This window comes from Pseudomonas sp. SCA2728.1_7 (genome assembly GCF_018138145.1).
In the GTDB taxonomy this organism is placed as follows: Bacteria; Pseudomonadota; Gammaproteobacteria; order Pseudomonadales; family Pseudomonadaceae; genus Aquipseudomonas; species Aquipseudomonas koreensis_A.
The window spans coordinates 6,095,500-6,116,712 of the sequence record NZ_CP073104.1 but is presented as its reverse complement, the minus strand read 5'-3'; the positions used below and the strand labels follow the sequence as shown (position 1 = coordinate 6,116,712).

Sequence of the window (21,213 nt, the reverse complement as noted above, 5' to 3'; positions counted from 1 at the left end):
TGGCGCGGGCGTCCTACACAGCGGTATTTTTTCTTACAAAACATACGGAATCGGCTTAATTGACCCGGTTCGAGCATTGGAGCACCGTGTGCTGGCGGTATCGATCTTCAATCCAATACACAAGGACGTGCATGTAATGAGTGGATACACCCCCAGGGCTTTTGCCACTTTGAGAGCTGGAAAAGGTTGCAATCGAGCTTTTGAAACAACCGGCGGATGCTTCCATGCCAAGTCATGAAGCCAGAATGCCAGTGACTCCGGTTGCCCCCCTCGTCGAAAGTCGCGCGAATCACAAGTCTGATTTCAAAAACAGCGCCAGAACCACTGGAGAAGTTGATATGGAACCCCGAGTGACCGAGCTGGAAACCCATCTCAAATACCTTCGGCGGGACATGGACGAAGTCCGCAGTGATGTCAGAACGATCAAACACCGGCTCGCCTACTCGGCCGGTGCAACAGCAGTAATACTGGGTCTTCTGGGTTGGGTGGCCAATAGCCGATTCGACCAGCTTGTGACATTGATCAGCAATTAAGTGAATGAGTCATTGCAGGCGCCGCCTGATACAGCCGACGCCTGCATTTGCACGACAGTGATCAGCCCAGCAAGTCACTCAGCGGAATGAACACCACGGGGTCTCCCGCGCTCAGCGTGCGACCTTCCAGCACTTCGACCAATCCATCTGCCCACGCCGCGCTACGTAGCACACCTGAGCTCTGGTTGCGGTAAACAGTCGCCTGCCCTTGCTCCAGACGACCTCGCAGGTACTCACGCCGATTGCCTGCCACCGGCCAGTCAAAACCAGCCGGTACGGTGAACTTCAGCGGCTCGACGTCCCGCACGCCCTGCCGGCGTAACAGGTAAGGTCGAGTGAGCAGCGCAAAGGTCACCAACGTCGACGCCGGATTACCCGGCAAGCCAATGACCGGCACGTTGCGGAAATGCCCAAACGTCAGCGGTTTACCGGGTTTTATCGCCAGTTTCCACAGGGCAAGCTCGCCCTCCTCGCGCAGGGCAACGCCGAGAAAATCCGCCTCACCCACTGACACGCCACCCGTGGAAAGAATCAGATCAACATCCTGCAACTCGCCTAGGCGGGCACGAGTCGTGGCCAGATTATCCGGAAGAATACCGGCATCAATCACCTCACAACCCAGACGTTGCAGCCAACTGCACAGCAATACCCGATTACTGTTGTATATCTGGCCCGGCCCCAATGCCTGTCCCGGTTCGACCAATTCATCGCCGGTGGAAATCACCGCCACCCGAACCTTGCGTACGACCTTAAGCCCGGCGCAGCCCAACGATGCCGCCAGCCCCTGCTCGATCGGACCCAGCCGGGTTCCGGCAGGCAGGATCAGTTCACCGACAGTGGTTTCCTGACCTTGCGGGCGAATGTTCTGCCCAACCTTCAGCGGCTCGAGGAAGCGCACCTTTTCATCGATTTGAACCTCCGCGTTTTCCTGCATTTCCACGCAATCGGCGCCTGCCGGTACAGGAGCGCCGGTGAAAATCCGGGCACAGGTGCCCGCTTTCAGAGGCTCCGGGGATTGCCCGGCGAACACCTTCTGACTGACCGGCATGGGGTCGCCGGTCCAGTCGGCCAGGTTCAGTGCATAACCATCCATGGCACTGTTCGGCCAGGGCGGCAGATCCAGCGTCGAAATCAGATCTTCGCTCAGCACCCGCCCCTCAACCTGAGCCAGCGGCAAATATTCATGCTCGACAATGGGCGAGGCTTCGGCCATGTCGAGCAGGCGCGCCAGCGCCACCTCGACCGGCATCAGGGCCCCGCTCTTGCCCGGCTTACCCACGGGATTCACAAGGCGCCGCCTGCTTCAAATGAGTGACGAAATTGCACGGGCGGTGACGAGCATCCAACTGCTCACCCAGAATGCCATCCCAACCGGTGCGTACGGCATTGGTCGAACCCGGCAGGCAGCAAACCAGCGTGCCATTGGCCAGGCCGGCCAGCGCACGGGACTGCACCGTCGAGGTGCCGATGTCGGCTACCGATATCTGCCGGAACAACTCACCAAACCCGTCGACCTGCTTGTCGAGCAGGCAGGCAACCGCTTCAGGTGTGCTGTCGCGGCCAGTGAAACCGGTCCCGCCGGTAATCAACACAACCTGCACGACATCGTCGGCAATCCAGGTGGCGACTTGCGCGCGAATTTTGTAGAGGTCATCTTTGAGCAAAACCCGTTGCGCCAAAAAATGGCCCGCAGCGGTCAAGCGGTCGACGAAGACCTGACCTGAGGTATCGGTTTCCAGAGTTCGGGTGTCACTGACTGTCAGCACCGCAATATTGAGCGGTACGAAAGGTACATCAGCCTTGGCTTTCATAGGCTCGTCCAGTTGTAGGAGAAACAGCCCGGTGTTATATCACAGCGCCTCATTTTTTCGCCGCCCCTCTGGAGAGCTGCCATGACCCTCGAAACGCAATTGCCCCCGTGCTCCATTCTGCTCCTGGCAGGTGGACGCGGCCAACGCATGGGCGGTCAGGACAAAGGCTTGGTCGAGTGGCTGGGCGAGCCATTGATTGCACATTTACAGCGCAAGGTTCGTGCACTGACTGACGACCTGATCATCTCCTGCAACCGTAATCGCGAACGTTACGCGCCGTTTGCCGATCAATTGGTGGTCGATGACGAAGGCGATTTTCCGGGGCCATTGGCCGGCATTCGTGCGGGCCTGAAAGCGGCGCGCCATTCGCACCTGCTGGTCTTGCCCTGTGATGTCCCGCGCATTGACGCAACGTTGCTGCAAAGCATGCGCGAGACCGCCAATCAGAATCCTGAAAAACCTTTAATGTTGCGCCATGACGGGCATTGGGAACCGCTACTGTGCGTGATTCCGGTGGCCCTTCGACCGGCCTTTGAAGAGGCCTGGAACGCCGGTGAACGTAGCCCCGGCCGGATCATGCGCGAGCTCGGTGCCAGTGCCCTGCAATGCCCGGACAACGACCCGCGGCTGGCTAACCTGAACACCCCCGAACTGTTAAATGCCCACAACACTGTGTCAGACTGACACCACTCAAGGAACTCTCACGCCTTGTATACGTCTCAAGCTCAGTAACCAAAAGAATTCCCATTCGGAGACACACCCATGACTCAACGGACCCTCGCCACTTTCATGCTCGCACTGGGCCTGGCTACCCTCGCCGGTTGCTCGTCGCCTACAGTGATCACCTTGAATGACGGTCGCGAAATCCAGGCCGTCGACACCCCGAAATACGATGACGATTCGGGCTTCTACGAGTTCAAACAGCTGGACGGCAAAGAAACTCGCATCAACAAGGATCAGGTTCGTACCGTTAAAGAGCTGTAAGCTCTGGGTCGACACCGGATACAGAAAAGCCCGCATTAATGCGGGCTTTTTCATGGGTGCTCGAAAAGTGAGGCGGTGTCACCACTGCAGCGTAATCCGGCTCTCGAATTCGCGAACTTCACCGGTTACCGGGTCGATAAACCGTAGACCTTGCGCCAGCAGCTTCAGAGGATTGGCGTAGTCATCCTCGACGTCTTTCAACACATCCGGATAAAACGGATCGTTGCAGATGCTCGCCCCCAGCGCAGTCATGTGGACACGCAGCTGATGTTTCTTGCCAGTCACCGGAAACAACCCATAGCGCCATAGATCGCCATGCTTTTCCCGGACTTCCACCGCCGTTTCGGTATTGCTGGCACCGGCGCCTTCCTGCATGCGGAAAAACGGCTCGCCATCCACCAGACGGCTTTTGTGCACCAGCGGAAATTTCAGATCTGGCAGCGCCGGGGCGATGGCTTCATAGCGCTTGTCGATCTGCCGGGTCGGGAACAGCGACTGATAGGCCGAACGAGTTTGCGGATTGGCCGAGAAAATCACCAGTCCCGCCGTATGCCGGTCGATACGGTGCAAGGGCACCAGATGGGGATTGTCCAGGCGACGAATCAGCCTGCGCAACAAAGTTTGCTCAACGTATTCGCCGGCGGGCGTCACCGGCAGAAAATGCGGTTTGTCAGCCACCACCAAATGTTCGTCGGCATAGAGAATCGACTCGACCACCGGGATCGGCTTTTCGTCCGGCACTTCGCGAAAATAATGAATCCGCAGACCTTCCTTGTAAGGCAAGTCCACCGAGATCGGCTGACCATGGCCATCCAGCACTCGCCCCCGGGCGATCCGGTCCAGCCATTGCGCGCGATCGATGGCGCGGAAATGCTCGCACAGGCAATCGAGTACAGTCAGCCATTTACCGGGCGGCAGATAAAGCGTGCTCGCCTGATTCTGCGCAGCAGAGAATGTAGATGTGGACATACGGCAATCAAACCCTCAATACAGGGCGGCATTATCCAGCACTGAGGGAAACGAACCTAGCGCAGAATGCTCAGGCCGGGATCGTTTTGAGCGCTGCAGCCTCAGTGAATTCCTTGAGCCAGCGCAGCACATCGACGGCCTCCCAGCGGCCCGGGTCATACAAGGCGTAAAGCAAACCCTGATAACCAACCACATCCAGTTGCTTGTGATAACCAGCACGCTGAAACAAGGCCTCGATCTCGGCAAAACAGGTGTTGAAATGCAATTTGTTGAAGGGCGTCTTGCCTTCCGTGACCAACCCGTCCAGGCGCAATTCGAGAACGGCCTCGCGCACCACGTCAACCGACATCCGGTTCACGCTGTTTTTCAACTGTTCGACATTGACCACGGTTCATCCCTCTGACGCATTTACTGTATGAACATACAGTAACCGAACAATCCGCAAAATGCCAAGCAATGGATGGCAGCGGCGACCGGCGGGATGAACGGGAAAATACTGATTAACCCAGAAACGCTACGATTTCATCGGAGCTGAATGGCCAGCCTAATTCCGCCCCTGTGTCGACGCGACGCAACACCGGAATCCTTAGGCTGTAAGCCTCAAACCACATTTCGTCGTCAGCAATATCGACCAGTTCAACCAGCAGGCCATGCTCAACGAAAGGCATCAACTCGGCCTCGGCGACTTCACACAAATGGCATCCAAGGGTGCCGAACAGCTGACATTCAGGAAGCATGAGCGCTCAACCAGAAAATGAGTGGGCCTATTCTAGGCCGCAGCTGAAAACCCGTCGAGCCACCGCCGCCCAAAGGCTTCAGCGCCCCGACAAAGGCTCACAGGCAAAACCCTGACGCAAATCAGTCCGCAGAAAAGCCAATTACGCGATCCTCCCGGTCTTTTTGCCTCTACGCTTGAAAAGCCTGAATCTGACATCGGAGTGTCCAGTGTTTGCCAACCTGTTGATCATCCTCGCCTCGTCCCTCGTGGTGATTGCCCTGTTCCGTCGCCTGCGCTTGCCGCCGGTGCTGGGTTATCTGTGCGTCGGACTGCTGGTCGGGCCGAGTGCCTTCGACTGGGTCAACGAAAGCGAACACCTGCCCGATGTCGCCGAACTGGGCGTGGTGTTTCTGTTGTTTTCACTGGGACTGGAGTTCTCCCTGTCGAAGATGATCGCCTTGCGCCAGGTGGTGTTCCGTCTCGGTAGTCAGCAGGTGCTGATCAGCACCGCGCTGCTCGGTCTGCTGCTGATGCTGCTGGGCATGCCGACGACGCCAGCGCTGTTGCTCGGCGCCGGGCTTTCGCTGTCATCGACGGCAATTGTGACCAAAGAGTTGGGCAGCCTCGGCGAGGTGTTCAGCAGTCACGGGCAGAATGCCGTTGGCGTTCTGCTGTTTCAGGACGTGGTCGCGGTATTGCTGCTGACGTTGGTGCCAGTGTTTGCCGGCAGCAGCGAGCAAGCCTGGTACTGGGCGCTGCCACTGACGCTGGCAAAAACCGTGGTGCTGTTTGTCGGTCTGCTGCTGGCCAGTCGCTGGTTACTGCCGCGGCTGTTTCATGAAGTGGCCGCCTCGCGCTCGGCAGAATTGTTCGTACTGCTGGCGCTGGTGATTGTGCTGTTGACCGCGTGGCTGACTCACCTGCTGGGCCTGTCCCCTGCCCTCGGTGCATTTCTGGCCGGCATGTTGCTCGGTGAAAGCCACTATCGGCATCAGATCGAGGCCGACATCCGACCGTTTCGCGACATCCTGCTCGGGGTGTTTTTCGTCAGCATCGGCATGCTCATCGACCTGCAACTGTTCGTCAGTCACAGCCTGCTGATCCTCGGGCTCACCGTCGGTTTGATGGTGATCAAGGGCATCGTTGTGGCCTTGTTGGTGAAGTGGCGCGGCAGCGACAGCGAAACGGCGTGGCGCAGCGGCCTGGCGTTGGCTCAGGGTGGCGAGTTCTGCTTTGCACTGATGGCGCAGATGCAGCAACACAGCATGATGCCCGAAGCGTTGAGCGATCTTCTGCTCGCCGCAACGTTCTGCTCGATGCTGCTGACGCCACTGTTGCTGCGCGCAGCACCCCGCATCGCGGCCGCCTTGCACCGCAAGCCCAATCAGGAAGCACAGATCGAGGAAATCAGCGCACTCAACGCCGACCTTAACCAGCATGTGGTGATTTGCGGCTACGGCCGCGTCGGTCAATCCATCGGGCGTTTCCTGCGCAATGCCAAACAGCCTTACATCGCCCTGGACAGTGATCCGGTTCGCGTACAGGAAGCCGCCAGTGGAGAAAGTGACGTGCATTATGGCGACTCGTCACGCGGCGAGCTGCTGACCGCCGTGGGCCTGCGGCGCGCAAAACTGCTGGTGGTCGCCGTGGATCAGAGTGACATTGCCCTGCGCATCCTCAAGGAAGCGCGCCGGCTCAACGCCCACGTGCCGATTCTGGTGCGCACCCGCGACGACAGCCAATGGGCCGAATTGAAAGCCGCCGGCGCCACCGAAGTGGTGCCGGAGCTGTTGGAATCGAGCCTGATGCTCGCCTCCCACGCCTTGATCATGCTCGGTCTGCCAGCGCATCAGGTGCAGGAAAAAGTCGATCAGGTGCGCATCGACCGCTATCGTCTGCTCCACGGCTTTTATCCCGGTAGCGACGATGCCGAAACTTAGTCCTGGCTCACCGCGCCGATCTTGTGCAGTGACAGATCCGCGCCGTAATACTCTTGTTCCTGACTCAGGCGCAGCCCGTGCAGCGCCTTGATCACGCCGTAGACGACGAAGCCACCGATCAGCGCCACCGCGACGCCGAGTGCGGTGCCGATCAACTGGCTGATCAGGCTGACGCCGCCGATCCCGCCAAGCGCAGTCTGGCCGAAGATCCCGCAGGCAATCCCGCCCCACACACCGCACAAGCCGTGCAGTGGCCAAACACCCAACACATCATCGATGCGCCATTTCACCTGTGCGGCGGTAAAACACCAGACAAACAGTGCGCCAGCGATCGCGCCAGTCACCAGGGCACCCACCGGATGCATCAGATCGGAGCCGGCACAGATCGCCACCAGACCGGCCAATGGGCCGTTGTGCAGGAAGCCCGGGTCATTGCGCCCGACGAGCAGCGCTGCCATCGTGCCGCCGACCATCGCCATCAACGAATTGACCGCCACCAGACCGCTGACGCCCTGCAGTGTTTGCGCGCTCATCACGTTGAAGCCGAACCAGCCGACAATCAGAATCCACGAGCCCAGCGCCAGAAAGGGAATGCTCGACGGTGCGAATGCCACCAAGCGACCGTCGCGATAACGACCATTGCGCGGCCCCAGCAGCAATACCGCCGCCAGCGCCAGCCAGCCGCCCATGGCATGCACCACCACGGAGCCGGCGAAGTCATGAAAAGCGGCACCGAATTGCGCTGTCAGCCACGCTTGCAGACCGTAGTTGCCGTTCCAGATCATGCCTTCAAAAAACGGATAGATGAACGCAACGATCAACGCGGTGGCACACAACTGCGGCACAAAACGCGCGCGCTCGGCGATGCCGCCGGAAATGATCGCCGGGATCGCAGCGGCAAAGGTCAGCAGGAAGAAAAACTTCACCAGTCCATAACCGTGATCGGCGCTCAATACCGCCGCCGGCTGCATGAAGGTCACGCCGTAAGAGATCCAATAGCCTATAAAGAAATAGGCCAGGGTCGAGACAGCGAAATCACTGAGAATCTTCGACAGCGCATTGACCTGGTTTTTCTGGCGGACGGTACCGACTTCCAGAAAGGCGAAACCGGCGTGCATCGCCAGCACCATCACCGCACCGATCAGAATGAACAAGGTATTGGAGCTGTGAACCAGGGTGTCCACAGCGCTTTGCAGATTTTCCATAAGCAGGCAGACCTAAAGGCGAAAAAGGCACCAAAGCGGTTCATGCGCACATTTCATGCACCAAGTTGCGACCGCGCAGTCACGAATCCGGATGCCCGGCGAACTGCTTTGGCGCACAAGGTCGATGTCCTGACACGAACCGGGCTTGTTTGGGATAAGGTTTCTTAATGCGAGCGCCCGGCAACAGCGCACAGCGGTCGGGCGACGCACCACGACACAGCAAAAGTTGTACCAGTCATTTGTACTGAACCTTCGCGCAAGGCTCATACTCGAACGCTTCAGACGTCACTTACGGAGATCCACCATGGCCAGCATCAAGGCAAAGACTGCTCAAGAAATCCTCATGAACGACTTCCAGACTTTGGTCGCCGACACCGAACGGTTGCTCGAGCACACCGCCACTCTGGCCGGCGATCAGGCTGATGAGCTGCGCGAGCAGATCCACGACAGCCTGCTGCGCGCCCGCGAAACGCTGAAACTGACCGAAGAAACCCTGCGCGATCGCGGTCAGGCGGCTGTTACCGCCACTGAAGATTATGTGTCGGCAAACCCTTGGCAGTCCGTCGGCATCGCTGCCGGTGTCGGTTTCCTGATCGGCCTGCTGGCCACTCGGCGCTGATTATGTCGATCGGTGAATCCGGCCCGACTGCGGGCACCGCCTCTTCCACGCGACGCCTGGGCGCCGCCGTTCTCGGTCTGCTGCACAGCCACGTCGAATTGTTCGGCATCGAATTGCAGGAGCAGAAATCACGTACCGTCAGCCTGTTGCTGTTCGCCGGCCTGGCCCTGGTCTTTGCCCTGTTGTTGCTGGTGGGGTTATCGACCTTGGTGATGATCGTGTTCTGGGACACCTACCGTCTCGCCGCGATCATCGGCCTGTGCGTCTTCTATACCCTGGCCTCGATCTTCTGCGCGCTGCGCCTCAAGGCGGCGATCTTCGATGAGTCCTCGCCTTTCCACGGCACGCTCGAAGAGCTGGCCAACGACCGGGAGCGCCTGCTGCCATGAGCCTGCCTGAACTGCCACACAACAGCTCGCGTCGGGAAATGCGCAAGGCCTTGATCCGCCTGCGCATGGAAATGCATCGCCAGGAAATCCGCCATGAAGCCGGGCAAGTCCTGCAACCCCTGCATCGCATGCGCGGCATGACGCAAAACCTGCAAGGTGGCTTCGGCATCAAACACGCGCCATTGTGGGGCGTGGCCGCCGTTACGCTGCTGGGCTTTATCACCGGCAAAGGCGCGAAAAGCGGCGGCGCTGGCGGGTTAAGCCGTTTAATCCGGCTCGGCACCAGCCTCGGGCCGTTGATCAGACTGGTCATGCAGAGTTCGGCAAAACGCTAAACAGATACATCTGGCTACATTCTTGCACTATCGGCGGGATGAACCTCTTTATCCGGAGGTTCAATCCCGTGCGCCTATCCGGTCGACGGGGTTCACCAGAACAAGAACCACTAAGGAGGCCCCGTGATCGACGGGCAACCGCTTGCCTGCTTTCAGCCTTTCATCGATACCGCCACGGGACGCATTGCCGGCGTTGAAGCGCTGGGTCGCCTGCGCCAGGCTGACGGTCAATTGAATTCGGTCGGGCCATTGTTTGCCGATCCACGAACGTCCGCCATTGCCCTGCGCCGTCTCGACCGGCAGATCCGCGACAACGCCTTGAGCCGCTTGCATGAAGCGCCGGCTGACTGGTTTCTCAGCCTGAACATGTCGCCGCGCTGGATCAGTCGCCTGCGCGCCGATCAAGCCCTGCCCAGCCTCAAGCAATTGGCACGCTACAACATCGATCCGCAACGCATCGTCTTCGAGATCACCGAACTGGCTGGCAATGGTCAACGCCTGGCCGAAGTCGTCGCGCGCTATCGCGAGGCGGGAGCGAGAATCGCCATCGACGACTTTGGCGCCGGCTACTCGCAACTGGATCGGGTGCTGGCGTTGCAACCGGACATTCTCAAACTCGATATGCGTCTGTTTCAGGCCGCGGCACTGGGCGGGCCGAGCAGCGACGTGGTCAAGGCACTCGCGCAGATGGCCGAGAAGACCGGCTGCTGGATCATTGCCGAAGGCGTCGAGACCGAAGCACAATTGAATTTCGCCCTCGAATGCGGATCGCGCTATGTACAGGGATTCCTGTTCGCACGGGCACAGGAAGCTTTTTTCCCCACTGACGCGTTTGTGCAACGCTTCGCCGAACTGCGCCAGCGCTATGTCCGGCAGAAACTCGCCGAGCGCGGGCGGCTGATGCAAATGCGCCAGCAACTCGCTGAACTGATGTCGATCCTGCAAGCCTGGGCTCAGGCCCATGCGCCGTTGAGTGCATTGCCACAATTGGACGCCTTCCCCTGGCTGCTGCGCTTTTATCAATGCGATCGTCACGGCACGCAACTGACCCCCAACCTCGAATGGCGCCAGCACGGCTGGGTCGCCGACAATCGTTATCTGGGGCACAACTGGTCGTGGCGCCCGTATTTCTATCATTTGCTCGCCGAGGGTTGGGAGGAGCGGCGTTTGACGCTTTCCAATACCTACCGCGATGCCACCAGCAATCAGTACTGCCTGACGGCCGGGCAGTTTTTCGACAACGGCGAGCGTTTGCTGTTGATCGACATCGACGCGGCGGGACTGTAGTTCCGCTTGCAGGGATGGGTGTGAACCGGGAAGCTAGCGGTCAACGCCCCCAGTCACCTGACGGAGAGAATCAGCCTTGGATTGGCACACCCTGCTCAACCGCGAACGCCTCGGCAAGCCACTGCACAGCCCGCAAGAACTTGGCCGCAGCCCTTTCCACAAAGACCATGACCGCATCATTTTCTCCGGCGCCTTCCGCCGCCTCGGACGCAAGACCCAGGTACACCCGGTCACCAGCAACGATCACATACACACGCGCCTGACCCACTCGCTGGAAGTCAGTTGCGTCGGCCGATCGCTGGGCATGCGGGTGGGCGAAACCCTGCGCGGTGCCTTGCCCGAATGGTGTGACCCGGCCGATCTCGGCATGGTCGTGCAGTCGGCGTGTCTGGCCCACGACATCGGCAATCCGCCGTTCGGCCATTCCGGTGAAGATGCCATTCGCCACTGGTTCCAGCAGGCGGCCGGGCGTGGCTGGCTCGATGGCATGAGCGAAGCCGAACGCGCTGACTTCCTCAACTTCGAAGGCAATGCCCAGGGTTTCCGCGTCCTGACTCAGTTGGAGTACCACCAGTTCGATGGCGGCACGCGGCTGACCTACGCGACCCTTGGCACCTATCTGAAATACCCGTGGACCGCGCGCCACGCCGATTCCCTGGGCTACAAGAAACACAAGTTCGGCTGCTATCAGAGCGAGCTGCCGTTGCTTGAACAGATCGCCCATAAACTGGGTCTGCCGCAAATCGAAGACCAGCGCTGGGCGCGTCACCCGCTGGTGTACCTGATGGAGGCCGCTGACGACATCTGCTACGCGCTGATCGATCTCGAGGACGGCCTAGAAATGGAGCTGCTGGAGTACGCCGAAGTCGAATCGCTGCTGCTCGGGCTGGTGGGCGATGATCTGCCGGAAACCTATCGTCAGCTCGGCCCGCAGGATTCGCGCCGACGCAAACTGGCGATCCTGCGCGGCAAGGCCATCGAGCATTTGACCAACGCCGCCGCACGCGCATTTGTCGAGCAACAGGACGCGCTGCTTGCCGGCACGCTGCACGGCGATCTGGTTGAGCACATGCACGGCCCGGCCAAGCGTTGCGTGTTGAATGCCAAGGACATCGCCCGCAAGAAGATCTTTCAGGACAAACGCAAAACCCTGCATGAAATCGGTGCGTATACCACGCTGGAAATCCTGCTCAATTCGTTCTGCGGCGCGGCGCTGGAACAACACAACGGTCGTACGCCGTCGTTCAAAAGCCGACGTATTCTCGATCTGCTGGGTAGCAATGCGCCGGATCCGCAGGGTTCGTTACACACCTCGTTTTTGCGCATGATCGATTTCATTGCCGGGATGACCGACAGCTACGCCAGCGACATGGCACTGGAAATGACCGGCCGCTCCAGTCACTGACCCAGGCACATGCGGGTGGCCATCACATGGGTCACCCGCATGCACGCCTGCTGTTATTGTCGTTTTTGACGAGTGACTGTTATCACAGGGAACGCCACTGCTCCCAAGCGTTGGATCAGCAACTTTAAACATCTATAAAAACCCATTGACAACCAGCACTTGCAAATCAATGAAGTCAAACTATAAGCCCGTTCAAATCCTGCACTTCCTTACGTCAAACCTAGTTTGAACGTAGTCCGTTTCCTCATTAATTGTAGGAATAATCCGATAACGTGACTGGAGCCATGTCACTCCATGCGAGTGCTCATTCATCTGAGCTAAGGTGCGCGCTTTATTCGTGCTTGCATGGGACTTGATTATGAACTCCGTTTTTATTGTCGACGATCACCCGGTCATCCGTCTCGCCGTTCGAATGCTGCTGGAGCATGAAGGTTACAAGGTCGTTGGTGAGACCGATAACGGGGTCGATGCCATGCAAATGGTGCGCGAGTGCATGCCCGACCTGGTCATTCTCGATGTGAGCATTCCCAAGCTCGACGGGCTGGAAGTGCTGGCGCGCTTCAATGCCATGGGCTCCCCCCTGAAAATCCTGATTCTGACGGCACAGTGCCCGACACTGTTCGGCATTCGCTGCATGCAATCCGGCGCATCGGGTTATGTCTGTAAACAGGAGGAACTGAGCGAACTGGTCAGCGCAATAAAAGCGGTACTTTCCGGTTACAACTATTTCCCCAGCCAAGCATTGAATCCAGTTCGCAGCGACGATATCCGTTTTGCCGAACTGGAACTTTTCAAATCCGTAAATGATCGCGAATTAATGGTCTTGCAACTGTTCGCCCAAGGTCGAACCAACAAGGAAATCGCCAAAGGCATGTTTCTCAGTAACAAGACCGTCAGCACCTACAAAAAACGCCTGATGCAAAAACTCAAGGCCAAATCCCTTGTAGAACTTATCGAGATGGCCAAACGAAACGCACTCGTGTGAGAGCCCGCATGCCCAGCCGTTTAAAGGACTATTTAATTGCGTTGAGCGCAGGTCTTTACCTGAGCAGCAACGTGTTCGCCATGCCCGGCACTTCACCGGACTATGCCTTGCTCAGCCGGTCGGCGAGCGAATCGATGCCAGTCACCTTCGAACGGTCCCAACGGCAGTGGCTGCTTGAGCGTCACGAACTGGTTCTGGGCACCTCCGCGCCCGACTACCCGCCTTTTGACATGACGGTCAGTGGCAAGGATTACGAAGGCCTGACGGCCGACTACGCCGGACTCCTCGGCCAAGCCACTGGTTTGCTGATCCGGGTGCAACGTTTCCCCTCTCGGGATGCGGCGATTCGCGCGCTCCTCGATGGCCAGGTCGACCTGCTGGGTACTGCGAACGGGTTTGAAGCGAGCAATGCCAACCTGGCACTGTCGACACCCTATGCCATTGACCAGCCGGTGCTGGTCACCCGCGAAGACGAAACCCGCTCCCTCACCGAAGGCCTCGCCGGGCTGCGGTTGAGCATGGTCTATCACTACTTGCCGTTGCCCGAAGTCAAAGCGCTGTATCCCAAAGCACTCATCACCTGCTACCCCTCCTACCAGAATGCGATCAACGCCGTTGCATTCGACCAGGCCGATGTCTTTCTCGGCGACACCCTGTCCACGCACTACATGATCAACAAGGGCTACCTGAACAAAGTGCGCATGGCCAATTTCGGCAAGCAGGAAGCCCAGGGATTCAGCTTCGCCGTGCGCCGCAACAACCCACAGCTGCTAGGCGTCATCGACTCCGTGCTCAAGGCTGTGCCGGCCAGCGAACGCGAGAACATTGCCAAACGCTGGAGCGCCGGCAGCGATCTGTTGCTCACTGACCAGAAACTGCAACTGACCCAACGCGAAGAGTCCTGGCTCAAACAACACCCGGTGGTCAGCGTGGTGGTCAATGAAGCGTTCGCGCCGCTGACGTTTTTTGACAACGACGGCAATTTTCGCGGTATCAGTGCCGACCTGCTCGAGCTGATCCGTCTGCGCACCGGCCTGCGTTTCGAGGTCCGTCGCAGCCGCAACGATGCGGAAATGATCCAGCAGATAGACCGTCATCAGGCCGATCTGATCGCCGCCTTACTGCCGACGGCGGAGCGCGAAAAAGCCCTCAACTTCAGTCGTCCTTACCTGGAAAACTCCTACGTTCTGCTGACCCGCAAAAGCGCCGATGGCCCGACCAATCTTGGCCAGCTCAAAGACAAACAACTGGCGATTGCTCAGGGCAATCCGATGGTCGAGTACCTGCGCCGCGAGTATCCACGCATCCATTTGATCGAAACGGCGGATACCTTCAGCGCGGTGTCGCTGCTCGCTGAAGGCCAGGTCGACGGCGCGGTGAACTCGCTGGTGATTGCCAACTACTTCATTTCTTCGCGGATTTTCAACCAGCCATTGCAAATCACCACCACCATCGGCACCGGCCAGGCTGCGTTTTCCCTGGCGACCGCCCGCGACAGCACGGAACTGGCGTCGATCATCAACAAAGCTTTGTTGAGCATCGCGCCGGATGAATTGGGCGTGATCAATGGCCGCTGGCGCGGTTACTCCACGGCATCGCAGAACATCTGGCACAACTACCAGCGCTTGTTCTATCAAGTAATCATCGGCGCGTGCCTGTTATTACTGTTGCTATTGGCGTGGAACGCCTACATGCGCAACCAGATCAAACAACGCCAGGCTGCCGAACGTGCGCTGAACGACCAGTTCGAATTCATGCGCTCGCTGGTCGACGGCACACCGCATCCGATTTATGTGCGCGACCGCCAGGGTCTCTTGCAAAGTTGCAATGAAAGCTATCTCGAAGCGTTCAATGCCAAACGCGAAGACGTCATCGGCAAAAGCGTTATCGAGGGTGGTTCCCTGAGCAACGCGTTCGAAGCCCAGGCCTTTCAGGCCGATTACCTGCGCGTCATTACCGAAGGCACCCCGATGGTTGTCGACCGGCCATTACACATCGGCAACCGACGCCTGACGATCTATCACTGGATACTTCCATACCGTGATTCCAGAGGCGACGTGAAAGGCATCATTGGTGGCTGGATCGACATCAGCGAGCGCCGCCAGTTATTCGAGGAGTTGCGCACGGCCAAAGAACAGGCCGATGAGGCCAATCGGGCGAAAAGCACCTTTCTCGCGACCATGAGTCACGAAATCCGTACACCGATGAATGCGGTCATCGGCATGCTCGAACTGACGCTCAAACGCATGGATCAACAACACCCGGATCGCTCTTCGATCGACACCGCCTACCATTCGGCCAAGGACTTGCTGGGGCTGATCGGCGATATTCTCGATATCGCCCGCATCGAATCCGGGCGCCTGAGCCTTTGTCCGGAACGGGTCAATCTGGTCGACACCGTAACGTCAGTGGCAAGGATCTTCGACGGCCTCGCCCGGCAGAAAAACCTCAGCCTGCAAGTCATCTTCAATCCGCCGGATCTGGCCGTCGATGTGTATCTGGACCCACTGCGTTTCAAGCAGATACTGTCGAATCTGGTCAGCAATGCCATCAAGTTCACCGAACAAGGCCAGGTACGGATCACTCTGGATCTGATGAACACCGATGTACCAGCCCGCGCCCTGATGCAACTGACCGTACAGGACAGCGGCGTCGGCATCAGTGCCGAAGATCAGCAGCGTTTGTTCGAACCGTTTGCCCAGGCGGAAAACAGTAGCCAGCAAGGCAGAAGCGGCGCTGGCCTGGGGCTGGTGATCAGTCGCAACCTGTGCGAAATGATGGGCGGACAACTGCAATTGAGCAGTCAGCCGGGCATCGGCACGCAGGTCTGCATCTCCCTGGCCCTGGAAACACTGCCGATACAAGTGAGCACGGTGAAAAGTGAACCTGCGATCAAGACCTCACAGGCACCTCTGCGCGTGCTGGTGGTCGATGACCATCCGGCCAATCGCTTGTTGATGTGTCAGCAACTGGAGTTTCTCGGCCATCGCTTCAGCATTGCCGAGAACGGCTGCGATGGCCTGGAGCTATGGAAGCACGGCCACTTCGATCTGGTGATTGTCGACTGCAACATGCCCTTGATGAATGGCTATGAACTGACCCGCGCCATTCGCCAGCATGAACTGCAGTCCCGTTGTCCGCCCTGCACCGTGCTGGCCTTCACGGCCAATGCGCAGCCCGAGGAAATCCAGCGCTGCAAACAGGCCGGCATGAACGATTGCCTGTTCAAACCCCTGAGCCTGAGCCTGCTCAGCCACTGGGTCGATGGCATCACGCCGACATCAGCGCCACCGGTCTTCAACCTGCAAAGCATGAACATGCTGACCGGTGGCAACCCTGCGCAGGCTCGTCGTCTGCTGGCCGAATTGCTCAAAAGCAGCAGGCTGGACCGCCAGGAATTGCTCGCGCTGTCGCCCGAACATGACCGCGGCGCGCTGGCGGTGGTCGCTCACAAGATCAAAGGGGCCGCGCGTATCGCTCAGGCAACGCGCGTGATCGAGTGTTGCGATGCCCTTGAACAGGCTTGCGCCGAGGCCATGTCGACAGACCAGGTCGCCCGCCGTTGCGAGGCGAGCAACCAGGCGATGCTCGATCTCGAACATGCCTTGCAGCAGCAATTGGCCGTGTCGGATCAGAGCACAATGAGCTTGCCTTAACTATGCTTGGCGCTGAGCAGTGAGTTAAACATCATGGAGAGCCAGAAATGCCCAGCCCACTGCGCCCGGAGCAACGCCGGTTGCCGCTGCACGTGCACATCAGCGTCATGTTCACATTCCTCCTGCTGCTCACCGGGGTCGTGTTGGGGCTGTTCAATTACCGCCAGACCACGCAGATCATCCTGTCGAGCAGCGAGAAGCTGTTCGAGCGGATCGAACAGGACGTACGGCTGGACATGTCCGCCACCTATCAGCCGATCCGCCACCTGCTGAGTTTGCTGGCCGAAAATCCCGCCACTCAGGCCGCACGCCTTGAGCAACGCTTGCCCTTGCTCCGACCGTTCAGCCAGTCGCTCGTCGACAATCCCAATCTGGCCTCGCTGTATCTGGGTTATGCCAATGGCGATTTCTTCATGGTGCGTCCGCTGCGCAGTGCTGCGCTGAAGACGCTGCTCAAGGCCCCTGAAGCGGCGGCGTATCAGGTCTGGAGTATCGAACATGACCCGCAGGGCGCGGTGCGCTCGCAATCGCTGTTCTTCGATCAGGCACTGACGCCGATCAGCCGCCAGGACAACCCCGATGACCGCTACGATCCGCGTAGCCGCGCGTGGTTCAACGATGCTCGCCAGCAAAACCAGCAAATCACCACCGAACCCTACGTGTTTTTTTCCACGCACAACGTCGGCACCACGTTGGCCCGCCGCAGTGGCGAGAACGCCGTGATCGGCGCTGACCTGACGCTGGTCGCCCTGTCGGCGGCGCTGAGCAAACATGTTGTCACACCCTCCACCGAGATTGCCCTGTTCGATGCCGACGGCAACGCCGTGGCCTATCCCGACAGCGAGCGCCTGATCGTCGACAGTAGCAGCGCGCACCTGGCCAAAGCGGCGGATCTGAGTCCGGGCTTGCATGCGCTGTTGTCCGGTGCAGCCACGGGCAATCGCCTGGAGGCCGATGGTCGTCAGTGGATCGTCGCCCGCAGCAGCATTCAGGAGGGTGGTCCGAAAGGCTTGCAGTTGGCGCTGCTGGTGCCGGAAGACGAATTGCTGGTCGATGCCTACCGCTTGCGCTGGCAAGGCGCTCTGATCACCTTGGCGACCCTGCTGTTGTGCCTGCCGCTGGGCTGGGTGATTTCGCGGATTCTGGTCAAGCCGCTGCATGCGCTGGTCAAGGAAGCCGACGCGATTCGCAGTTTCGACTTCAATTTTCCCTTGGCCCGGCGCTCGCCGGTGCTGGAAGTCGACCAGTTGAGCGTGTCGATGGCGCGGATGAAGGACACCCTGGCGAGCTTCTTCCGGATCACCGACACCCTCGGCGCCGAAACCCGCTTCGCCCCGCTGCTGCAACGGGTGCTGTTCGAAACAGTGCAGATCGCCCAGGCGCAGGCAGGGCTGATCTATCTGCGTGAAAGCGACAGCAGCCGCATGGAGCCTTACGGGCTGGTGATCGACGGCACGTCTCAGGCCTTGGAAGCGTTCGACATTCAGGGCCACGACCTGCAACAGAACAAAGGACCGGCGTGGTTCGAACAATTGGTCGGCGCCAACAACGTGGTCAGCAACTTCGGCGTCGATCAGGCCGGGGATCTGCAGAAGGTTCTGTTGGCGATGCAATCGCCACGCATCCATCTGATCGGTATCCGCCTGCACAATCGCCACGACGAAACCATCGGTCTGCTGATTCTGCTGGTGAACGACAGCGGCGCCGCAGCCGACCTGGAAAAACTTCGCCCCGACCGTATCGCTTTCCTCCAGGCGGTGTCCGGCGCGGCGGCAGTGAGCATCGAGAGTCAGCGCCTGCAAGCCCGCCAGAAACAACTGCTCGACGCTTTCATTCAATTGCTCGCCGGCGCCATCGACGCCAAAAGCCCTTACACCGGCGGGCATTGTCAGCGCGTGCCAGAGCTGACGCTGATGCTCGCCCAGGCTGCGGCAGCCAGTCAGGCGCCCGCCTTTCGCGCCTACCAGCCGAACGAGGATGAATGGGAAGCCTTGCACATTGCCGCGTGGCTGCACGATTGCGGCAAGGTCACGACGCCGGAATACGTGGTCGACAAAGCCACCAAACTGGAAACCATCAACGACCGTATTCATGAAATTCGCACCCGTTTCGAAGTGCTCAAGCGTGATGCCTGGATCAGTTACTGGCAGGCGCGGGCCTTGGGCGGCGACGAGGGCGCACTGGCCGAGCTGCGCGACGCCACACTGACCGCGCTGGACGATGACTTTGCGTTTGTCGCCCGCTGCAATCTGGGCAGTGAGGCCATGGCCGAAGCGGATCTGCAACGTCTTGATCATCTGGCGCAACGCACCTGGCTGCGCACCCTTGACGACCGCTTGGGCGTGTCATGGGAAGAAAACCGGCGTCAGTCGCGCACGCCGGCACCGGGTTTACCGGTCAGTGAAAAGCTTCTGGCAGACAAGCCCGAGCATTTGCTTGAACGGGACCCGAACGAGTTGATCCCCGAAGACAATCCGTGGGGCTTCAAGCTGGATGTGCCGCGCTACAAATACAATCGTGGCGAGCTGTACAACCTGAGTATCAGCCGCGGCACGCTGACTCGCGAAGAGCGTTACGTGATCAATCACCACATGGTGCAGACGATCATGATGCTCAGCCACCTGCCCTTCCCCGGCCACCTCGACAGCATTGCCGAGATCGCCGGCGGTCATCATGAAAAAATGGACGGCACCGGTTACCCGAAACGCCTGAAGCGTGAAGACATGAGCCTGCCGGCGCGGATGATGGCGATTGCCGATATCTTCGAGGCGCTGACCGCCGCCGATCGCCCATACAAGAAAGCCAAAACCTTGAATGAAGCGTTGGCGATCATGGCGACCATGTGCCGCGAAGCGCACATTGATGCCCAGCTGTTTGGCTTGTTCATCAATGAGGGCGTGTACATGCAGTACGCCGTACGCTTTCTCGATCCCGGGCAAATCGACAACGTGGATCCGGCCAGCCTGTTGCACAAGGCTGGCCTCACCGCGTGATCAGCAGTCGGTCAGACGCAGGAAAATCGCCGCCAGTTGCTCGATGCCGGCCTGATCCTGCGCGGTAAAACGCGACAGTTTCGGGCTGTCGAGGTCGAGGACACCGATCAGGCGCCCGTCCTTGACCAGCGGCACGACCAGCTCACTGTTCGAAGCGCTGTCGCAGGCGATATGCCCCGGGAACGCGTGCACGTCTTCAACGCGCTGGGTTTGCAAAGTGGCCGCCGCCGCACCGCACACGCCACGCCCGAAAGGAATGCGTACGCAAGCGATCTGCCCCTGGAACGGACCAAGCACCAGTTCTTCATTGCGATTGAGGTAAAAACCCGCCCAGTTCAAGTCATCAAGCTGGTTGAACAGGAACGCCGAAAACTGCGCGGCGTTGGCGATGAAATCGCGCTCGTCCGCCAGCAGCGATTCCAGTTGTGCGGCCAACATGCCATAGCCTTCGAGGCCCTGGCCGCTTTGTTGCAAATCAATCATGCCTTGTGCTCCAACAATTTCAGTCCCACCCAGTAACGGGCGAATTGGTACGCGCAACGTCCGTTGCGATTACCGCGGCCGGTGGCCCAACGCACGGCGAGGATGTCCAGTTCTTCGTCGCGCTGCCAGCTCAGGCCGGCCTTGGCAGCCAATTGGCCAACCCAGTGTTCAACGACGTTGAGGAAGTGTTCTTGGGTAAACGGGTAGAACGACAGCCACAGACCGAAACGGTCCGACAGCGCGATCTTGTCTTCAACGGCTTCGCTGGGGTGCAGTTCGCCGTCGACGCGTTTCCAGTTTTCGTTATCGCTTTCCTTCTCCGGCACCAGGTGGCGACGGTTGGAAGTGGCGTACAGCAAGACGTTGTCCGGGGCCTGCTCAAGCGAGCCGTCGAGCACGCTTTTGAGCACGCGGTAATCGCCTTCACCGGATTCGAACGACAAGTCATCGCAAAACAGCACGAAACGCTGCGGCAGTTTGCCGATCTGCTCGACCACTCGTGGCAGATCCGCCAGATGGTCGCGCTCGATCTCGATCAGGCGCAGGCCCGCGGCGGCGTGTTCCGCCAGCAACGCGCGCACCAGCGACGACTTGCCGGTACCGCGCGAGCCCCAGAGCAATGCATGGTTGGCCGGCATGCCATCGAGAAATTGCTGGGTGTTGCGCCCCAGTTGTTCGAGCTGACGGTCGACACCGATCAGGTCGGACAGGCGCATATCGAGGCTGACTTCCAGCGGCAACAGATAGCCGCTGCGCCCGTCGCGCTGCCAGCGCGCCGCCAGACAAGTGCCCCAGTCGATCACCGGCCGTGGTGCCGGCAACAACGGTTCGATCCGCGCCAGAACCGACTCGGCGCGTTCAAGAAAAGCATTCAATCGGGAATCCACGTCTTCTCCTCGGG

At 59.3% G+C, this 21,213-nt stretch carries 20 protein-coding genes; 12 read left to right on the top strand and 8 right to left on the bottom strand.

The genetic code is table 11. The annotated features are described in order from the left end of the window. Positions 1–224: 224 nt before the first annotated feature. Positions 225–533 (top strand): hypothetical protein, encoded by a 309-nt coding sequence (locus KBP52_RS27425; protein ID WP_177412579.1) that lies wholly within the window; start codon positions 225–227, stop codon positions 531–533. Positions 534–594: 61 nt separating this feature from the next. On the opposite strand, the gene glp is transcribed toward KBP52_RS27425, so the two are convergent. Together glp and moaB are read right to left on the bottom strand one after the other, a co-directional pair. Next, positions 595–1,821 (bottom strand): gephyrin-like molybdotransferase Glp, encoded by a 1,227-nt coding sequence (glp, locus tag KBP52_RS27420; protein WP_116030549.1) that lies wholly within the window; start codon positions 1,819–1,821, stop codon positions 595–597. Then, entirely contained in the window at positions 1,805–2,344 is a 540-nt protein-coding gene (gene moaB, locus KBP52_RS27415; protein ID WP_007908664.1) for a molybdenum cofactor biosynthesis protein B, read from the bottom strand. The genes glp and moaB overlap by 17 nt, the downstream gene beginning before the upstream one ends. An 81-nt stretch (positions 2,345–2,425) precedes the next feature. Here moaB and mobA point away from each other — a divergent pair, with 81 nt between their 5' ends. Both mobA and KBP52_RS27405 read left to right on the top strand, forming a co-directional pair. After that, complete coding sequence (gene mobA, locus KBP52_RS27410; protein WP_123595298.1) at positions 2,426–3,028, top strand: molybdenum cofactor guanylyltransferase MobA; 603 nt, start codon at positions 2,426–2,428, stop codon at positions 3,026–3,028. A 78-nt stretch (positions 3,029–3,106) separates the two neighbouring features. After that, entirely contained in the window at positions 3,107–3,328 is a 222-nt protein-coding gene (locus KBP52_RS27405; protein WP_007908660.1) for a YgdI/YgdR family lipoprotein, read from the top strand. A gap of 78 nt (positions 3,329–3,406) precedes the next feature. Here KBP52_RS27405 and KBP52_RS27400 read toward each other — a convergent pair whose 3' ends face one another. The 3 genes from KBP52_RS27400 to KBP52_RS27390 form a co-directional block, all read right to left on the bottom strand. Continuing rightward, positions 3,407–4,297 (bottom strand): pseudouridine synthase, encoded by an 891-nt coding sequence (locus tag KBP52_RS27400; RefSeq protein WP_137217750.1) that lies wholly within the window; start codon positions 4,295–4,297, stop codon positions 3,407–3,409. Between the two features lie 70 nt (positions 4,298–4,367). Then, positions 4,368–4,685: a transcriptional regulator gene (locus tag KBP52_RS27395; RefSeq protein ID WP_123466484.1), complete on the bottom strand. Its 318-nt coding sequence runs from the start codon at positions 4,683–4,685 to the stop codon at positions 4,368–4,370. A gap of 112 nt (positions 4,686–4,797) precedes the next feature. Next, positions 4,798–5,034, bottom strand: coding sequence for a glutaredoxin family protein (locus KBP52_RS27390; RefSeq protein ID WP_116030546.1), 237 nt, complete (start codon positions 5,032–5,034; stop codon positions 4,798–4,800). Between the two features lie 208 nt (positions 5,035–5,242). Here KBP52_RS27390 and KBP52_RS27385 point away from each other — a divergent pair, with 208 nt between their 5' ends. Further along, positions 5,243–6,955 carry a monovalent cation:proton antiporter-2 (CPA2) family protein gene (locus tag KBP52_RS27385; RefSeq protein WP_212621372.1) on the top strand — a complete coding sequence of 571 codons (1,713 nt, stop codon included), beginning with the start codon at positions 5,243–5,245 and terminating at the stop codon, positions 6,953–6,955. On the opposite strand, the gene KBP52_RS27380 is transcribed toward KBP52_RS27385, so the two are convergent. Continuing rightward, a complete protein-coding gene (locus tag KBP52_RS27380; RefSeq protein ID WP_016985472.1) occupies positions 6,952–8,160 on the bottom strand; it encodes an ammonium transporter in 1,209 nt (402 codons plus the stop codon). The genes KBP52_RS27385 and KBP52_RS27380 overlap by 4 nt on opposite strands. A gap of 304 nt (positions 8,161–8,464) precedes the next feature. Here KBP52_RS27380 and KBP52_RS27375 point away from each other — a divergent pair, with 304 nt between their 5' ends. The 8 genes from KBP52_RS27375 (at position 8,465) to KBP52_RS27340 (ending at position 19,829) form a co-directional block, all read left to right on the top strand. Next, on the top strand, positions 8,465–8,779 hold the full coding sequence (locus KBP52_RS27375; RefSeq protein WP_007908653.1) for a DUF883 family protein: 315 nt from the start codon (positions 8,465–8,467) through the stop codon (positions 8,777–8,779). A gap of 2 nt (positions 8,780–8,781) precedes the next feature. Next, positions 8,782–9,168, top strand: a complete 387-nt coding sequence (locus KBP52_RS27370; protein WP_007908652.1) for a phage holin family protein — start codon at positions 8,782–8,784, stop codon at positions 9,166–9,168. Beyond that, positions 9,165–9,503 carry a hypothetical protein gene (locus KBP52_RS27365; protein WP_212621371.1) on the top strand — a complete coding sequence of 113 codons (339 nt, stop codon included), beginning with the start codon at positions 9,165–9,167 and terminating at the stop codon, positions 9,501–9,503. Before KBP52_RS27370 ends, KBP52_RS27365 begins: the two co-directional genes overlap by 4 nt. Before the next feature lie 123 nt (positions 9,504–9,626). Further along, positions 9,627–10,790 carry an EAL domain-containing protein gene (locus KBP52_RS27360; RefSeq protein ID WP_212621370.1) on the top strand — a complete coding sequence of 388 codons (1,164 nt, stop codon included), beginning with the start codon at positions 9,627–9,629 and terminating at the stop codon, positions 10,788–10,790. 76 nt (positions 10,791–10,866) lie between these two features. Next, complete coding sequence (locus tag KBP52_RS27355) at positions 10,867–12,195, top strand: deoxyguanosinetriphosphate triphosphohydrolase (protein WP_137217754.1); 1,329 nt, start codon at positions 10,867–10,869, stop codon at positions 12,193–12,195. Between the two features lie 358 nt (positions 12,196–12,553). Continuing rightward, positions 12,554–13,180, top strand: coding sequence for a response regulator transcription factor (locus KBP52_RS27350; protein ID WP_038364238.1), 627 nt, complete (start codon positions 12,554–12,556; stop codon positions 13,178–13,180). An 8-nt stretch (positions 13,181–13,188) separates the two neighbouring features. Further along, positions 13,189–16,836: a transporter substrate-binding domain-containing protein gene (locus KBP52_RS27345; RefSeq protein WP_212621369.1), complete on the top strand. Its 3,648-nt coding sequence runs from the start codon at positions 13,189–13,191 to the stop codon at positions 16,834–16,836. 47 nt (positions 16,837–16,883) lie between these two features. After that, positions 16,884–19,829 carry an HD domain-containing phosphohydrolase gene (locus KBP52_RS27340; protein WP_212621368.1) on the top strand — a complete coding sequence of 982 codons (2,946 nt, stop codon included), beginning with the start codon at positions 16,884–16,886 and terminating at the stop codon, positions 19,827–19,829. Here the strand turns inward: KBP52_RS27340 and KBP52_RS27335 are convergent, their stop codons facing one another. Both KBP52_RS27335 and KBP52_RS27330 read right to left on the bottom strand, forming a co-directional pair. Then, on the bottom strand, positions 19,830–20,312 hold the full coding sequence (locus KBP52_RS27335; protein WP_077573920.1) for a GAF domain-containing protein: 483 nt from the start codon (positions 20,310–20,312) through the stop codon (positions 19,830–19,832). Then, positions 20,309–21,199: an ATP-binding protein gene (locus KBP52_RS27330; RefSeq protein WP_077573921.1), complete on the bottom strand. Its 891-nt coding sequence runs from the start codon at positions 21,197–21,199 to the stop codon at positions 20,309–20,311. The genes KBP52_RS27335 and KBP52_RS27330 overlap by 4 nt, the downstream gene beginning before the upstream one ends. Positions 21,200–21,213: the final 14 nt, after the last annotated feature.

Bases quoted from the DNA above. Each gene is read 5' to 3' on its own strand.
- KBP52_RS27335 (WP_077573920.1), bottom strand. From the start codon at position 20,312: ATGATTGATTTGCAACAAAGCGGCCAGGGCCTCGAAGGCTATGGCATG.
- KBP52_RS27350 (WP_038364238.1), top strand. From the start codon at position 12,554: ATGAACTCCGTTTTTATTGTCGACGATCACCCGGTCATCCGTCTCGCC.
- KBP52_RS27405 (WP_007908660.1), top strand. From the start codon at position 3,107: ATGACTCAACGGACCCTCGCCACTTTCATGCTCGCACTGGGCCTGGCT.
- moaB (WP_007908664.1), bottom strand. From the start codon at position 2,344: ATGAAAGCCAAGGCTGATGTACCTTTCGTACCGCTCAATATTGCGGTG.
- KBP52_RS27375 (WP_007908653.1), top strand. From the start codon at position 8,465: ATGGCCAGCATCAAGGCAAAGACTGCTCAAGAAATCCTCATGAACGAC.
- KBP52_RS27380 (WP_016985472.1), bottom strand. From the start codon at position 8,160: ATGGAAAATCTGCAAAGCGCTGTGGACACCCTGGTTCACAGCTCCAAT.
- KBP52_RS27425 (WP_177412579.1), top strand. From the start codon at position 225: ATGCCAAGTCATGAAGCCAGAATGCCAGTGACTCCGGTTGCCCCCCTC.
- KBP52_RS27340 (WP_212621368.1), top strand. From the start codon at position 16,884: ATGCCCAGCCCACTGCGCCCGGAGCAACGCCGGTTGCCGCTGCACGTG.
- mobA (WP_123595298.1), top strand. From the start codon at position 2,426: ATGACCCTCGAAACGCAATTGCCCCCGTGCTCCATTCTGCTCCTGGCA.
- KBP52_RS27400 (WP_137217750.1), bottom strand. From the start codon at position 4,297: ATGTCCACATCTACATTCTCTGCTGCGCAGAATCAGGCGAGCACGCTT.
- KBP52_RS27365 (WP_212621371.1), top strand. From the start codon at position 9,165: ATGAGCCTGCCTGAACTGCCACACAACAGCTCGCGTCGGGAAATGCGC.
- KBP52_RS27345 (WP_212621369.1), top strand. From the start codon at position 13,189: ATGCCCAGCCGTTTAAAGGACTATTTAATTGCGTTGAGCGCAGGTCTT.
- KBP52_RS27370 (WP_007908652.1), top strand. From the start codon at position 8,782: ATGTCGATCGGTGAATCCGGCCCGACTGCGGGCACCGCCTCTTCCACG.
- KBP52_RS27390 (WP_116030546.1), bottom strand. From the start codon at position 5,034: ATGCTTCCTGAATGTCAGCTGTTCGGCACCCTTGGATGCCATTTGTGT.